The 14921-nt window shown below is 61.8% G+C and carries 13 protein-coding genes; 5 read left to right on the top strand and 8 right to left on the bottom strand.

The features are described 5' to 3' along the window. Positions 1 to 17: 17 nt before the first annotated feature. On the bottom strand, positions 18 to 2177 hold the full coding sequence (locus M2360_RS15920; RefSeq protein ID WP_280776249.1) for a bifunctional diguanylate cyclase/phosphodiesterase: 2160 nt from the start codon (positions 2175 to 2177) through the stop codon (positions 18 to 20). A gap of 266 nt (positions 2178 to 2443) precedes the next feature. Here M2360_RS15920 and M2360_RS15915 point away from each other — a divergent pair, with 266 nt between their 5' ends. Further along, positions 2444 to 2848 carry a response regulator gene (locus M2360_RS15915; protein ID WP_280776248.1) on the top strand — a complete coding sequence of 135 codons (405 nt, stop codon included), beginning with the start codon at positions 2444 to 2446 and terminating at the stop codon, positions 2846 to 2848. Here the strand turns inward: M2360_RS15915 and M2360_RS15910 are convergent. From M2360_RS15910 to M2360_RS15895, 4 genes are all read right to left on the bottom strand, one after another. After that, positions 2811 to 3836: an HWE histidine kinase domain-containing protein gene (locus M2360_RS15910; protein WP_280776247.1), complete on the bottom strand. Its 1026-nt coding sequence runs from the start codon at positions 3834 to 3836 to the stop codon at positions 2811 to 2813. The genes M2360_RS15915 and M2360_RS15910 overlap by 38 nt on opposite strands. Beyond that, positions 3829 to 4281: a response regulator gene (locus M2360_RS15905; protein ID WP_280776246.1), complete on the bottom strand. Its 453-nt coding sequence runs from the start codon at positions 4279 to 4281 to the stop codon at positions 3829 to 3831. The genes M2360_RS15910 and M2360_RS15905 overlap by 8 nt, the downstream gene beginning before the upstream one ends. Continuing rightward, a complete protein-coding gene (locus M2360_RS15900; RefSeq protein ID WP_280776245.1) occupies positions 4274 to 6469 on the bottom strand; it encodes an ATP-binding protein in 2196 nt (731 codons plus the stop codon). Before M2360_RS15900 ends, M2360_RS15905 begins: the two co-directional genes overlap by 8 nt. Positions 6470 to 6556: 87 nt before the next feature. After that, positions 6557 to 7069 carry a hypothetical protein gene (locus tag M2360_RS15895; protein ID WP_280776244.1) on the bottom strand — a complete coding sequence of 171 codons (513 nt, stop codon included), beginning with the start codon at positions 7067 to 7069 and terminating at the stop codon, positions 6557 to 6559. A 148-nt stretch (positions 7070 to 7217) separates the two neighbouring features. Here M2360_RS15895 and M2360_RS15890 point away from each other — a divergent pair, with 148 nt between their 5' ends. Beyond that, positions 7218 to 8837 (top strand): EAL domain-containing protein, encoded by a 1620-nt coding sequence (locus M2360_RS15890; protein ID WP_280776243.1) that lies wholly within the window; start codon positions 7218 to 7220, stop codon positions 8835 to 8837. A 109-nt stretch (positions 8838 to 8946) separates the two neighbouring features. Next, positions 8947 to 9333 (top strand): hypothetical protein, encoded by a 387-nt coding sequence (locus M2360_RS15885; RefSeq protein WP_280776242.1) that lies wholly within the window; start codon positions 8947 to 8949, stop codon positions 9331 to 9333. On the opposite strand, the gene M2360_RS15880 is transcribed toward M2360_RS15885, so the two are convergent. Next, the gene (locus M2360_RS15880) at positions 9334 to 9522 is read right to left on the bottom strand and encodes a hypothetical protein (RefSeq protein WP_280776241.1); all 189 of its coding nucleotides are present in this window, start codon (positions 9520 to 9522) and stop codon (positions 9334 to 9336) included. Positions 9523 to 9826: 304 nt separating this feature from the next. On the opposite strand from M2360_RS15880, the gene M2360_RS15875 reads away from it, so the two are divergent. Next, positions 9827 to 11329 (top strand): phospholipase D-like domain-containing protein, encoded by a 1503-nt coding sequence (locus M2360_RS15875; RefSeq protein WP_280776240.1) that lies wholly within the window; start codon positions 9827 to 9829, stop codon positions 11327 to 11329. A 55-nt stretch (positions 11330 to 11384) separates the two neighbouring features. Here M2360_RS15875 and M2360_RS15870 read toward each other — a convergent pair whose 3' ends face one another. Next, positions 11385 to 12320, bottom strand: coding sequence for a lysylphosphatidylglycerol synthase domain-containing protein (locus tag M2360_RS15870; RefSeq protein WP_280776239.1), 936 nt, complete (start codon positions 12318 to 12320; stop codon positions 11385 to 11387). 62 nt (positions 12321 to 12382) lie between these two features. Here M2360_RS15870 and M2360_RS15865 point away from each other — a divergent pair, with 62 nt between their 5' ends. Beyond that, entirely contained in the window at positions 12383 to 13135 is a 753-nt protein-coding gene (locus M2360_RS15865; RefSeq protein ID WP_280776238.1) for an endonuclease/exonuclease/phosphatase family protein, read from the top strand. Here the strand turns inward: M2360_RS15865 and M2360_RS15860 are convergent. Beyond that, positions 13128 to 14894: an SLC13 family permease gene (locus M2360_RS15860; RefSeq protein WP_280776237.1), complete on the bottom strand. Its 1767-nt coding sequence runs from the start codon at positions 14892 to 14894 to the stop codon at positions 13128 to 13130. The genes M2360_RS15865 and M2360_RS15860 overlap by 8 nt on opposite strands. Between the last annotated feature and the right edge of the window lie 27 nt (positions 14895 to 14921).

Below are 14921 nucleotides of genomic sequence, written 5' to 3'. Positions count from 1 at the left end.
CTGGGCAGGATCGGCGATCAAGCCACCTTCGGAGCCGTGTCCAGAAGGGGTAGATAACGGGCGACGATCTCGGAGGCCGGCACCGGTTTTGAGAAATGATAGCCCTGCAATTCGTCGCAACCTGACATTTTTGCGAAGGCGGCCTGTGTCTCCGTTTCGATCCCCTCGGCTGTCACCGCCACTTTCAACGCATTGGCGAGCGAAATTGTCGCTTGCAGCACGGCGCTTGCATTTTCATCCGCATCCAGCGCGATCACCAGCGAACGGTCGATCTTCAGCCTGTCGAAGCCGAATTCCCGAAGCGCGCCGATGCTGGCGTAACCGCAGCCGAAATCGTCGAGCGCAATCTTGACGCCCATCGCCTTGAATTCGTCGAAGGTCTTGTGCGCCTGTGCCGGATCTGAAATCAGCACGCCTTCGGTCACTTCGATCGTCAGCCGGTTGGGAGAGAACCGGCGCCGTTGCATCAATTCGGCGAGATTTGTCACCAGGAAGGGATTTTTGAGCTGGATCGGGGAGATGTTCAGCGCAAGCCGCGTATCGCCCCACTCGGCCGCAGCCTGGAAGGCGAGTTCAGCGATGCGAAGACCGAGTTGGTCGATGAGGCCGGAGCGTTCGGCGGCCGGAATGAAGAGATCAGGCGCAATCACGCTGCCATCGGGCTTTTTCCACCGAGCCAGCGCCTCGACGCCGCCCAGAGCGCCGTTGCGCGCGCAGATCAGCGGCTGGAAAGCCACGTCGATTTCGTTATTGGCCAGTCCCTGGCGCAGGTCTTGCTCCATGTCGCGTTGCCGGAGGGCGTCCTGGTCCAGCCCGGGCTCGTAGGCGATATTGACGCCGCGCCCCCGTTCCTTGGCGCGGTAGAGCGCAAGGTCGGCGCGGCGCAGCAATTCGTGAATGTCCGCAGTCTGCGGATCGGTCGACGCCACGCCGACGCTCGCGCCCACTTTCACCACGCGCCCATCAATGTCGAAATGCGTCGAGAATGCATGTTGTATGGTCGCGCCGATCTCGCCTTCGCCTTCGGACAGGACCGCGAATTCGTCGCCGCCAAGACGGGCGATGGCTGCGTCTTCGGGAAGGCCGAGCAAGAGCCGGCGCGCAGCGTCCTTGATCAACTGGTCTCCGACCGGATGCCCCCAGATGTCGTTGACGGCCTTGAAGCCGTCGAGATCGACCAGATGCAGGGTCAGCCCCCGCCGCTCCAGCGTCGCGAACTCTTCTTCGGCGCGCTGATATAGACCTGCTCGATTGAGAAGTCCGGTCAGAGGGTCATGGGCCGCCTGCCACGCCAGGGACTTTTCCCTTTGGCGGGAGTCGCGCAGCAGCAGGCCGGCCACGGCGACGATCGCCGCGACGATCGCGACGAAGATGCCCGCGGCGATCGACAACATATGCTCGACCTTCTGATAACTCGCGGTTCCCGGTTTCTGGCTTGGCCAGACGAAATAGGCGATGTGTTCGCCGCTGACATTGCGCAGCGCGATAGAGAGATTGTCCTTGGCGGGCGTATTGCTGAGGGTGAGGCCCCGAATGTTGAAGGTGCCGCGGACATCGCCGATCATTTCCGGCGTCATGTGCTTTGCAAAAAGCAGCATATGCGATCGGCTATTGGATCGGTCCGGATCGAAAGCGCCGGGCTGGATGGGCGCCGCGCCGACCACGGCGACGCCCAGCCGCGTGCGGATGAAGCCGACGGCCAAATTATCGCGATCCAGCATGGGTTCCCGGGCTTTGCCGAGCAGTGTGGGCAGGGATGAATCGAAGAACTGGTCGACCTGAGAGATTTCAACCCCGTTGTGATAGGCGATGATCGCGCGGTTCGAACCGTCATAGACAATGGCGGTGTCGTAGAGAGGATAGTCCGCTGTGGTCGAGGCCCAGTTGTCGTAGATCCATTGCTCTGCCTCGGGCGACTGCGTGATCGCATACGCGTCGTCCCAGAAGGCGTTGTCGCGCAGCGTCGCGGAAAGGCGCGCCCGGATTGACTTCGACGCCCCCTGCGCGGCCGTCACCGCGCGCGCGTCATCGATTCGATCAGCATTGTGATAGATCGATGTGACGGATTGGGCCACGAGGGCAGCAAGGGTCGCGCTGAGCGCCACGAGAAGAAGACCGACAACCACAACCATGCCGGCATGGCTCAAGCCTTTTCTCGTATTGGGCCAAACTCGCATGTCGTCTCCGGGATTCCGCCGTTGGCACGGTTCTGCTTATTCGCTGTATATTACCACTTCCGAAAGATAATTCACCGTTAATATACTCTGGAAATTCAGGGGTTTTTGCGTGAGCGCGCCCATATGCTGAAAATTGTTTTGCGCTGCGGCGCAACTCGATCGGTGCGAATGCGTTGTGCCTCCGCCGGCAGCCTGTTTGCAACGCGTCTTCCCGCGATTCGAGCAACCCCGCCGACATTATTGCAATATGCGACTGGAGTTTCGTGATGAGTGGGTTCAATGGCGGTCTGAAGGGGCTGCGTGTGATGGTTCTGGAAGATGACGTTCTCATCGCCATGGACATGGAGGATTTCCTGCTTGGGCAAGGTTGCGAAGTCGTAGGTCCGCTCTCCAACGTCGAAGCGGCGCTCGAACAGGTCGATACGGCCCAACTCGACGGCGCTGTGGTTGATCTCAATCTGCGCGGCGAACTCTCCGTTCCGGTCATCGAAGCGCTCAAGTCTCGCGGTGTGCCGGTCGTGGTCTGCAGCGGCTATGCCGAACTGACAGGCGTCCAGGAGATGCTGAAAGACGTCCCGATGGTGCCGAAGCCCTGCGACTTCAACGCTCTGTCCCGCATCCTCGCCGAACGGTTCACGACGACGTCAGCCCCTCAGTCAGCGGAAAGCTGAGCAGGCAGCGCAGTCCGGAGCGGGCGAACTCCATCGAGGCTCGTCCTTCCAGTTCATATTCGATCATGCTGCGGATCAGCTTCGAGCCCAATCCGCCCTGTCCTGGCGCTGTGATCGCCGGTCCTCCGGACTCGATCCAGCTGAATTGCACGAGCGGCGCATCGTCCTGCCGCGGCTCCATCCGCCAGCAGACGTCCACCCGACCGTTCGGCGTCGACAGAGAGCCATATCTGGCGGCATTGGCGATCAATTCATGGAAGACCATGGCCAGCGACAGTGCGATCCGCGGGCTGATGCGGACATTCGGGGCGTTTTCTACACAGATCCGACCTTGCAGTCCGCCGAAACTGGCGGAGGCGCGGTCGAGCACGGCATGCAGCGCCGTTTCGTTCCAGTTGTTTTCGAACAGGAGGGCGTGACCATCCGCCAACGCGGTGACGCGGGCGCTCAAGCTGTGCTCGAAGTCCTGCACGGTCTTCGCTGTTTTCGCCGTGCGGCGGATCAGCGACAGCATCACCGCCATGTTGTTCTTCACGCGATGGCTGAGTTCCCGGACGAGTATTTCGCGCTGATGTTCCGCCCGGCGACGCCGATGACGCTCATGAGCTTCCGAAAGCGCTCGCTCGACGGCGGATGGCAGCCTGTTCAGCCGTTGCTTGAGGACATAATCGGTGGCCCCGCGTCGGAAGGCGTCGATGGCGGCGTCTTCGCCGAGCACGCCGGAGACGAAGATGAACGGCGTTTCAGGAGCATGTTCGACGACGATGTCGAGCGCGGCCATGCCGTCGAAATCGGGCAGCGAAAAGTCTGATAATACGAGGTCGTATTTGTCCTGCGCCAACGCTTCGAGAAAAGCCTGCTTGCCGGTGGCGATCACCAGTCGCGGACGCGGTTCGAGCCGATCGATCTGCTCGGAAATCAATTCCGCGTCGATGACGCTGTCTTCCAGCAGCAGCAGGCAGGGGGTCGCGACGTGTGTCTCAGTCATGACGGCGATTTCCTGGTGGGGGTTCGTTGAGCAGAGCCCAGAAGACGCCGAGATCCTGGATCGCCTTGAAGAACTCCGTGAACTCCACCGGCTTCACCACGAAGGCGTTGACGCCGAGTTCATAGCTGCTGATAAGATCCTGCTCTTCGCGCGACGACGTCAGCATGACGATCGGGATGTGGCGGAGCTTGTCATTGCTCTTGACGCGCTCCAGCACTTCCAGGCCATCGATCTTGGGCAGTTTCAGGTCGAGCAGCACCACGGTCGGATCGCCTGGGACGCGCTCGGATTGCGCGCCTTGCATGAACAGGTAGTCGATCGCCTCCGCGCCGTCGCGCGCGATGACGATTTCGTTGGCGAGTTGACATTTTTCGAGGGCGGTCAGGGTCAGTTCCAGATCTCGGAGACTGTCTTCCACAAGCAGGATGGGCCGAAGTTCAGGCAAGTTTCCTATCTCCTTTCGGATGGGCCGGTAAACGGAAGTCGAAACGTGCGCCGATACCGGGTTCGCCGACGGCGGAGATGTCGCCGCCATGGCGCTCGATGATGCGGCGGGCGAGAGCAAGACCGATGCCGGTTCCTTCGAAATCTTCCACGCGCTGCAAACGCTGGAACACGCCGAAAAGCTTGCCGTAATAGGCCATATCGAAGCCGACGCCATTGTCGCTGACGGCATAGGCGCACGTGTCGCTCGCGCATTCGCCGGAGATCTCGATGCGCGCTTCGGCGCGGGGACGCGTGTATTTGACGGCGTTTTCGATCAGATTGAACCAAGCCTGCCGCAAGAGACCCGGATCTCCATGGGCTGGCGGCAAATCTCCGATGGTCCAGACGATGGTTCGGTCCTCGATCGAGGTTTTGAGGCTCCGCACCACTTCTGTGACCAGCTTGTTCATGTCCACCGGCCGTGAGGCGATTGCCGTGCGTCCAAGCTGGGAGAAATTCAGGAGGTCGTCCACCAGCCGGCCTGCGGCCATGGCGGAATCGGTGATGGTGGCGAGATAGTGCTTCGATTTTTCGTCGAGCCCTGGCGCGCGTTCGCGCAGCAATTGCGCGAAGCCGACAATGTGGCGGAAGGGCGCGCGCAGATCGTGCGAGACCGAATAGCTGAAGGCCTCCAGTTCCTTATTGGATCGGCGCAGTTCTTCGCTCAATTGCGCGAGTTCTTCCGCCTTCTTCAATACGAGATTGATGATGGCGGCGCGCAAAGAGCGGGCGGCTTCGATCTCGGTGGCGCGCCAGGGCGCGGATTTGCCGCGAACCTGTTCTTTCCAGGCATCGAAGGAGTGGCGGGGATGAATGCGGCCGTTCTCCTCAACGGTCTTGTGCGGTCGTCCGCCCCAGGTCACGGTCTCGACGACCTCAGGCCGGAACCAGATCAGCCAGCTGTTGTGAAGCTCCGACACGCGCATCGCCAGCAGGCCGCTCGCCGTCTCCGCCGTGCGCGGATCGACATCGATAATCCTCGACAACTGGTCAGTGACGATGACGTCGCCGTCGTCGCGCTCGGAGAGCCAGGCGACAAGGCGGCGGATTTCGCCTTGATGAGGCGCGCGACCCACGGTCTTGATGCTCTCGTCATCCTCGATCAGGGCGGCCCCGCCGGCGCCGACAAAGGCAAGCAACTGATCCTGAACGCGCAATAACCCTTCGCTCCAGGTGGCGGCCGAAGTCGCAGCCCCGATCAGATGTCCATGAACGCTTGCATGGCGGGCGCGGTGCGACGCGTTGTCGGAGTCGCGTTGCGAGGAGATGCGGATCGCCAGCGACTGGACCGCGAAATCGCAGGCGTCGCGCAGTGCCGGCGATACGTAATGCGGCCCGTGGCTGTGGCAAGCGACAAGGCCCCAGAGCTGGCCCGACACCATGATCGAAATCGACATGGACGAGGCGGCGCCCATATTGCGCATATATTCGAGATGTATGGGAGATACGCTGCGGATCTGCGAAAAACTCAGGTCGAGCGGTCCCCTGGCGTCGGGATCAAGCGGTGTGATATCCACCGGAACATAGTCGATATCCGGTATAATGCGCGTCCGGTTGAGCGCGTAGAGACGGCGAGCTTGCGCCGGAATGTCATCGCTTGGAAAATGCAGGCCAAGATAGGCGGGCAGGGCGCCGGAGTTCCATTCGGCCAGAACCTGACCGTTCCAAGCCTCGTCGAAACGGTAGATCAGCGCGCGGTCGAAGCCGCTGAGTTGGCCGACGAACCGCACGGTCGCCTCGAGCGCCGCGTCAATGTCGACGCGAGAGGCAAGCAAAGGCGCGAAATTCGCGAGATGCGACAGCAACTCATCGGTCGCATCGCCGGACAAGGCTTCGAAATCGATAATGGCGATGTCGCCGCTGCGATGCACGAAGGCCGTGCATCCGGCGTCCGGGATCGTCTTCCTCAGGGTTCTGTCAGGGCTCGTCCGCCAAACACTGATTGCCCTGGAGAGATCGGCCAGCGGACCAGTCTCGAAGAGTCGTTTTTCAGGCTGGAACGAAAGGCGCGCCTCGAAGTTCTGGGACGCCCAGAGAGGCGCATTAGACGACAGATCTATCGCGATCAAGGCCCCATGCGGCTGGATTGCGCCGGGTATGTGAATCGGTTCGCGCGCGCAGGCGTCGAGATCGGGTTGGGATGTCAATGTCGCCAGCTCCCTCTCGCGCCGAATGGCGCTGTCGCAACAGAATTCAGGCTTGATTGCTCGCAGTAAGTTATCTTCATCGTCAGTCTATCGCGCCATCCATCCGCCCTTGCCGGAGCCGGGATCGTCCGATTGCCGCGCTTGCGCTGCTCTCTTTTGAACCGGTTTTGACATGGCTCGCATCGACGCCTGCTCGAACAAGCGCATCAGTCTAAGGCGATCTGGATCGACTGCGGACAATGCGCGCTCGATGCGCCTGACGGCGGGGATATGGGGCGGCTCCGCCTCCTGCTTTGACAGACCGGGCGCCGGGGCCGCCTGCACTTTCAGCCGGTCGCCCACGCCTTGCTGATATTGCGACAACAGCAGGCCGACCATGATCAGCTGGTCGCGAATACGGCGTCGCGGTTCGTTTTCGACCAGCATACGGAACGCCTCGATCATGACCGATCGCGAGGCCGGCAATTCGTTTGCGTCCAGGATATCGCTGCCGATCGGACGATCGCGCAGATCCGCGAGAAAACGGATCACCAAAGTCCTGGCGCCGGCGAGGTCGTCCTGACATCCTGCAGCTTCATGCTGGCCGTTGAAATGGTTCATTTTCTTCGCCTGTCCTCTCGTCAGGCTTTCAACGCCGCATATGTGAAATGGTTCACTAAAAATCGCTTTTGTCCCAGGGTTGAAGTGTCTCGTTAGACCTTCCTTAAGTGGAGTTCTCTAATGTTCGTGCATTCCGCAGGAGGAACTGTTGATCAGATCTTGGGTCAAGAAACGCCGCATGCATATCGAAGCGCTGGCGCTGACAGGCCTCGGGGTGGTCATTTGGCTCGCCGCCATCCGGCATGACGCCTTTGAAACCCTGGCGGAATTTGTGGAAACCCATGAATCGCTTGAAGTCGACGAAGTGCTGACCGCCGTCGTGGTCATCGGTCTTTTGGGTCTGATCTACGCCTTGTCCCGTCTTGGCGAATTGCATGGTGAAATCAGGAAACGCAGCGCCGCCGAACGCGACGTCAACTGGATCGCCAATCACGATTCCTTGACCCGTCTTCCCAATCGCGCGGGCCTCAACGCCCGCCTCGACGCCTTGGCGAACGCCATGGGGCCACGCGGTCGGATCGCGTATTATTCCATCGATCTCGACGGTTTCAAGCGCGTCAACGATCTTTTGGGCCATCAGTCCGGCGACGAAGTGCTGATCGCGGTCGCCGAAAGATTGCGGGCGATTTTCGAACCAGAGGACATATTCCGGCTCGGAGGCGATGAATTCGTCGTGATCGAAAAGGTCAGGGATCTCGCGGAAGCCGCCGCCAAGGCGCGCCGCGTCACCAACTTTCTCTGCCGCTCCTATGAATTGTCGTCGTCCATGACCGCGGAACTAGGCGCGAGCGTCGGCCTGGCGCTCGATCCGGATCACATCGACCGCCCCAAACAGGGCCTGCTTGCGGCCGACGCGGCCATGTATGAGGCCAAGAAGCGGGGCAAGGGCATCGCGGTCGTCTTCGAACAGGAAATGAAAGCGGCGCTGGAACAGCGCGCGGCGCTCGAGATCTCCCTGCGCGACGCATTGAAAAAATGTGTGATTACCCCGCATTACCAGCCGTTGATAGACCTGAAGACGGGGTCCCTGCGCGGTTTCGAGGCGCTTGCGCGCTGGATGGACAATAACGGACGGCAAGTGTCGCCGATTGAATTCATCGGGCTTGCGGAAGAAACCGGCCTGATCGTCGAATTGTCGGATCAATTGCTCAAGCGCGCTTGCCGCGACGCCGCCAAATGGCCGCCGCATCTGAGGCTCGCCTTCAACCTGTCGCCGGCGCAATTTTCCGACAGGCTGCTGGGCCTGCGCATATTGCGCATTCTCGCCGAAGAAGGCCTGCCGCCCAATCGGTTGGAAATCGAAGTCACTGAAACCGCCATCGTCAAGGACATGGAGGCGGCGGAGGCCGTCCTCGGCGATCTCAACGCGGCTGGAATCCATGTCGCGCTCGATGATTTCGGCACCGGTTACTCCAGCCTGTCGCAGCTGTCGCGTTTCAAATTCGACAAAATCAAGATCGACCGCAGCTTCGTGTCGAGCTTTCAAGACGACGAGCGGCAGGAAAAGATCGTGCGCGCCATGCTCGGTCTCGGCCAGGGGCTCGGCATCGCCACGACAGCCGAAGGCATCGAGACCGAAAGCCAGGTGCGCAGCCTGCAGGCGCTCGGATGCGATTTCGGCCAGGGCTATCTGTTCGGAAAAGCAATGCCGCCGGAAAACATTGAGGCTTTCATCGCCCACGCCGCCGCCGACAACAGCGTGTCCGACGCCTATTTGATGCAGGACGAACTGGTCGAAACCATCGAAAAGATCCGTCTGGGGACTTGATCAGAACCTTTCTTGAGCGCTCTCAGTTAGCGACATAGCTTTGTTACGCTAAAGAACCGTGTTGTCGATTCTGGCGTAGAAACAAGTCGATGACTTGAAAGATTGCGACATGGATCGAAAACGCTGGACCGCGCGGGAGTGCTTCAAGGGTAAGCTTTTGCTCGTGATCGATCGCGACTATTTTCTTTCAGACGACGTCCGAGGCATGGTTGAAGGTTGGGGCGGCTCCTTCCTCGTCGTCGATACGGTGAAAGCCGGTCTGAGCGTGCTGGAAAGCCGCTCGGTGGACGCGGCGATCGTCGATATCGAGATCGACGCCCGGGAGGCATTCGATCTCGCCGAACGGCTCGACGAAAAAGCGATCCCCTTCGTGTTTGCGAGTTCGGACAGCGCGACCGCTCCGCTTCGCGGCTTCGTGTTTCGCGCCTCTGTCCAGGCGCTGACCGAAATCGGCATGGGACTTTTCGCCCGTAACCCTCAGTCGCAGTGCAACTGATCAGCCGACGCCGCCGTCGACATCGCCGTCCTCATTATCCTTGTCCACCAATGCGCCGGCGCCCGGTGTCTTGTCCAGATCGGTCAGATCCTTGCGGGCGTGCGGACCTTCTGCTGGTCCCGGCTTGCCTTCGTCGACCGTTTCGTGGTTTTGCCGGCGGCCTTCGATGTCGTCTTGCGCTTTGCCCATGTGTCGCTCCTTTCGATGTCCGATCAACAACGAAGCGCGCGCTGTTCCGTTCCGTCTTTGCGCGGTTTGCATCTTTTGCCTGCGACGGCGGAACCCGGAGAGGGGCCGCTGGTTGTGACGGCGCAGGAGAAACCGCATGCGATCCTCCCGAACTCCTGCGGGCGGGCCGCTTCCCGGATCGAACGCTCTGTAGACCTCCGGGGCGCGCGACCGTCGAAGCGGCTCTGCTCCGCAGGATGAACGGAACAAGTCGGCTTGCGCGGTGTTGAACCGGATCATGCGCTTGCGGATCAGGGGAAGCTTTATGCAGAGACAGGAATATCTCTCTTTAGACGACGGTTCTATCGTCAAGGTCGGGGTCAACGCCTGGCGCGCCGCTGTGGCGGAGCGCGTTGGCTTCATGGTCGATGGCGCGGCCTATTTCGCCGCGCTCGACGAGGCCTTCCGGAATGCGCGCCGGACGATCTGGATCATCGGCTGGGATTTCAATCCCGACATCTATCTTCGCCCCGATCGCCCGAGCGAGACGCTGGGCGAATTGCTGCGCGCGCTGGTGGACAAAAACGAAGCGCTCGAAATCCGCATTCTCGTCTGGGCGATGGGGCCGATCTATTCGGGCAAGTCGCTCAGCCTGTTTTCCGAAAACAGCTGGTCGGCGCATCCGCGCATCCATCTCCGTTTCGACAGGCGGCACGCCATCCGGGGGTCGCATCACCAGAAATTCGTGACGATCGACGATCATCTGGCCTTTATCGGCGGCATCGACCTGACCCATAAGCGCTGGGATGATCCGCGCCACGAACCTGAAAATCCGCTGCGCGTAACGCCTTCGGGAGAAGCTTACGAGCCAGTGCACGACTTGCAGGCGGCGCTCTCCGGGGCAGCGGCCGCCATGATCGGCGATCTTGCTCGCCGCCGTTGGCGCCACGCCATCGGCGAAGAAATCACCCCCACGGTCGCCAATCCGGATGACCAGATCTGGCCGGCGAGCGTGTCGGATGATTTCGGGGGATGCGAGGTGGCGCTCGCCCGCACCGAGCCGGGCATTCGCGGCCGCAACAGCCGGCGCGAGGCGATGCGGCTGACGATGGACGCGATCGCCGCCGCCCGGGACTCCATCTATATCGAGACGCAATATCTCGCCTCCTTCGAGGTTGGCCGACTGCTCGCCAAGCGGCTCGCCGAGCCCGATGGGCCCGAGGTCGTGGTGATCGTCACGCGTCTCTCGCACGGCTTTCTTGAAAAGATCATGATGGGCGCCAATCGCGATCGGCTGATCCGCCGGCTGAAGCGCGCCGACCGACATGGCCGCTTCCGCGCGCTTTATCCGGTCGTGCCCAACGTCAGTGGCGACGAATGCGATATCCTGGTCCATGCCAAGCTGGTGGTGGTCGACGACCGCTTCATCCGGCTCGGCTCTTCCAATCTCAACAATCGCTCGGAAGGGCTCGACACCGAATCCGACATCGCCATCGAGGCCGAGAGCGGCGCTTGCAAAGGTGCGATCCTGTCGCTGCGCGACCGGCTTATGGCCGAGCATCTCGACTGCGCGGAGCAGGATGTCCGAGCCGCCGTGGCGCGCCGGTCCAGCCTGATCGGCGCGATCGAGGATCTGAATGTCAGGCCGCGAGGGCTGCGCGCCCTCGACGTCGATGTTCACAAGGGCAAGACCGGCCCGGTATTCGGCACCGGCGTCGTCGATCCGCGCAAGCCTTTTACGCCGATCAAGAGCGCGCGGCGGCTATGGGAGGCGCTGGTCGGCCGTCTTGGAACGCTCGTCGCGCCAAGGCTGCGCAAAGACGTCTGACAGCAATGTCCGGCCGCAAGGCGGCAGAACCAGCGTAGATCCTGCGGCAGGATGACTATTCAGCGGCGGCGGGTCGATAGTCCGCCGTCTTTTTCAGGGTCATCTCACTGGCGGCGAGCAGGATCAGGCCGAAGGCGAGGGGAATGAAGTAATAGACCACGCGGAAGGCGATGACGGCGGCGATCGAGGACGCGCCCGGCAGAATATGCACGATGGTCGCCTCGAGCACGCCCAATCCGCCCGGGACATGCGAGATGATGGCGGCAATATTGGCGGTGATTGAGGCCGCCGCCACCTTCAGATAACTCGCGGGCGCAAAGGCGGTGAGCATCTGGTGGAGAGCCGCCGAGACGAACGAAAAGTTCACTGTGCCCACCACGACCTGCGCCAGCGCCAGCCGCATGGGCGGCAGCTTCATGCTCCAGGCGCGGATACGCAGCGGCTTGCGCAACACGGCGCAAAGCAGGAGATAGACGACGGGAAACACCGCGAAACCGGCAGCGATCAGCCGTATCGTCGCGGTGTCGAGCTTCATCATGTCGCCGGCGTCTTCTGGCCGCAGCGCCATGCCGATCGAACCAAGCGTTGACAGGCCGAGCGCGACGGTGACGCCGCAGAACAGGATGATCTTGGCGACGGCCTCGGCATCAAGGCCCCAGCGCGAATAGAAGCGGTAGCGCACCGCCCCGCTCGACAGCGCCGCGACCCCGACATTGTGCCCGATCGACAGGCTGACGAAGGAGGCCAGCGCCGTCTGGCGAAATTTCAGCGGCTTGCCGGCATAGCGCGTCGCCAGCCAATCGCCGACGGCTAGGCAGAAATAGGAGCAGGCGGCAAAGCCGAGGGCGATCGCCAGATGGCTGAGCGGTATGGCGCCGAGCGTGGAGAGGATCTCGTCCAGCGAATATTGCCGCAAGGTGTTCACGAGAAGATAGATCGCGCCGAGGATGGCGATGACGAAAATGGCGCGCGCGAGATATTTGAGAAACATGGACCGCCGGTCTCCTGAACTGTCGGGAGGGAACGAATCCGGCCGCAATGGGTTCCCCCGCCATGACCACGCCGCAGGATCCTCCCGCTCGGCGCGTTTTGCGCGCGCTTACCTACAATGTGCATAGCTGCCGCGGTTCCGATCGCCGCCACGATCCCGCGCGCATCGCCGAGGTGATTGCCGAAAGCGGCGCCGAGATTATCGCACTACAGGAACTGGATGTCGGACGAAAACGCTCGGGCGGCGTCGACCAGGCCGACGCCATCGCCGTCCACCTCAAGATGCAGGCGCATTTCCATCCGGCCTTGCATGTGGAGGAGGAGCGATATGGCGACGCCATCCTCACCGCATTGCCGTCCAAGCTTCACCGCGCCGCTGCGCTGCCGTCGCGCGGCGAACCCCGCGGCGCGCTGTGGATCGAGATCGAGGCGTGCGGACAAAAGATCCAGGTCTTCAACACGCATTTCGGATTGTCGCCGGCGGAGCGGACATTGCAGGCCGAGACGCTGCTCGGTCCCGGCTGGATCGGTCATGAACGTTGCCGGCGCGCGCCGTTGCTGCTGCTGGGCGATTTCAACGCGGTTCCCCGTTCTCGATCGTTCCGGCTGATCGATGAACGGCTGAGGGTCGCGGCGCCGCGTCAATCCGGTCGTTGGCGCGCGACATTTCCGGCGCGATGGCCGCTGCTGCGTCTCGACCATGTCTTTCACAATGATCGCTTGAGGCTGATCGATGCGCGGGTGATCGACACGCCGCTTGCCCGCAAGGCGTCCGATCACCTGCCTATCGTCGTCGATCTCGACGTGATCAGCTGACCGGCCAGACCCAAAGCAACATCGGCACGCTGACGATGACGACGATGAATGATAAAGGCAGGCCCAGCCTCGGATAATCGCTGAACCGGTAGCCGCCCGGGCCCATGACCAGCGTGTTGCACTGGTGCCCAATGGGCGTGAGGAAATCGCAGCCAGCGCCGATCGCCACCGCCATCAGGAAGGCTTCCGGTTTGTAGCTCAAGGTTGTTGCGAAAGAGGCGGCGATCGGCGCCATGACCAGAACGGTCGCGGCGTTGTTGAGGAACGGCGTCACCGCCATGGCCGTCACCAGGATCAGCGTCAGCGCCCCCCAGGAAGGCATGGTGTGGGCGAGTATGCCGAGATTGTGGGCGAGGATCTCGCTGGCGCCCGAGGTGCGCAGCGTATCGGCCACCGGGATGAGCGCCGCCAGCATGATCAGGATCGGTCCGTCAAAGGCCTTATAGACATCCGCCAGCGGGATGACGCCGAAGATCACCATCGCGAGCGCCGAACAGAAGAAGGCGACCGGCACCGAGGCGACGCCGATCGCCGTCGCGCCCATGGCGGCGGCCAGAATGATGACGGGAAGATAAGCGCGGCGGGTCGCGCCCAACATGATGTCGCGCTGGGCGAGCGGCAGACAGGCGAAATCCTGCAGAACGCTCGGCAGTGTCGAGCGGCTGCCCTGCAGCACGATCACATCGCCTTCCTGCAAAACGAGTTCGGCGAGCCGTTCCGACAGCCGATGGCCCTGGCGGCTGACGGCCAGCAGATTGACGTTGCGGCGATTGGACAGCGACAATTGCCGCGCCGACAGGCCGACGAGCGAGGATTCCCGCGTGACCACCGCCTCCACGGAAATCAGATCGGCGCGATCCTTGACCAGCGCCCGCGAGCCCGAAAGCTTCAGCTTGGCGCTTGAGACGGCGCGGTCGAGATTGTTGGGGCTGCCTTCAAGGATGATCGTGTCGCCGGTGTTCATCACCAGATCCGGAAACGGCGTCATGCGGGTGTGGCCGCGGATCACGGCGGTGGCGACGATTTCCCGGTCGCCATGTTGCAGGAGGTCGCTCAGCGCCTTGCCCTTGATCGGGGAATCGTCGGTGACTGTCGCTTCGGTCGAATAGATCTTGCTGTCGAGCGATTCCTCGATCGACGGATTTTCGTTGCGGCGCTCCGGCAGGATCCAGTGAAAGACGATCAGGAAGGCCGAGCCCACCACCGCCAGCGTCGCGCCGACGGGGGTAAAGTCGAACATGGTGAAGCTCTCGCCTGTCAATTCGTGGCGCAGGCGCGACACAACGATATTGGGCGACGTGCCGATCTGCGTCATCAGGCCGCCCAGAAGCGCGCCGAAGCTCATCGGCATCAGATAGAGCGAGGGCGACTTGCCGCTCTTGCGGGCGAACTGGAAGGCGGCCGGCATCATGATGGCGAGCGCGCCGATATTCTTGATGAACGCGGAGAGAATGGCGACCGACAGGATCAGCAGGGCAAGCTGCGCATGAACGGTCTGCAGATTGGGAAAGAAGCGCTTGATGGTGAGATCGACAATCCCCGAGCGGGCAACGCCGTAACTAACCACCAGCGCCGAACCGACAATGATGACGATGTCGTCGCTGAAGCCTGAAAAGGCTTTTTCGGCGGGCACGATCCCGACGATCACGCTCAGCGCCAAAGCGCCGCAGGCCACCACATCGTAACGGATGCGATCCCAGATGAAGACGGCCATCATGAGCCCGATGACGCCGAGGGCGAGGATTTGGGGAGTCGTCATGCCTGTCCGGTCTAGACCAATCGAGCT

Origin of the sequence: Rhizobium sp. SG_E_25_P2, from assembly GCF_029892285.1 — a bacterium.
Lineage (GTDB): Bacteria > Pseudomonadota > Alphaproteobacteria > Rhizobiales > Rhizobiaceae > Rhizobium_E.
Note: the sequence above shows the minus strand (reverse complement) of the source record. Positions and strands in the feature narration are given on the sequence as shown.

Coding starts and splice junctions, on each gene's coding strand:
- M2360_RS15875 (WP_280776240.1), top strand. CDS start 9,827: ATGCAGAGACAGGAATATCTCTCTTTAGACGACGGTTCTATCGTCAAG.
- M2360_RS15870 (WP_280776239.1), bottom strand. CDS start 12,320: ATGTTTCTCAAATATCTCGCGCGCGCCATTTTCGTCATCGCCATCCTC.
- M2360_RS15895 (WP_280776244.1), bottom strand. CDS start 7,069: ATGAACCATTTCAACGGCCAGCATGAAGCTGCAGGATGTCAGGACGAC.
- M2360_RS15880 (WP_280776241.1), bottom strand. CDS start 9,522: ATGGGCAAAGCGCAAGACGACATCGAAGGCCGCCGGCAAAACCACGAA.
- M2360_RS15865 (WP_280776238.1), top strand. CDS start 12,383: ATGACCACGCCGCAGGATCCTCCCGCTCGGCGCGTTTTGCGCGCGCTT.
- M2360_RS15910 (WP_280776247.1), bottom strand. CDS start 3,836: ATGACTGAGACACACGTCGCGACCCCCTGCCTGCTGCTGCTGGAAGAC.
- M2360_RS15915 (WP_280776248.1), top strand. CDS start 2,444: ATGAGTGGGTTCAATGGCGGTCTGAAGGGGCTGCGTGTGATGGTTCTG.
- M2360_RS15885 (WP_280776242.1), top strand. CDS start 8,947: ATGGATCGAAAACGCTGGACCGCGCGGGAGTGCTTCAAGGGTAAGCTT.
- M2360_RS15920 (WP_280776249.1), bottom strand. CDS start 2,177: ATGCGAGTTTGGCCCAATACGAGAAAAGGCTTGAGCCATGCCGGCATG.
- M2360_RS15860 (WP_280776237.1), bottom strand. CDS start 14,894: ATGACGACTCCCCAAATCCTCGCCCTCGGCGTCATCGGGCTCATGATG.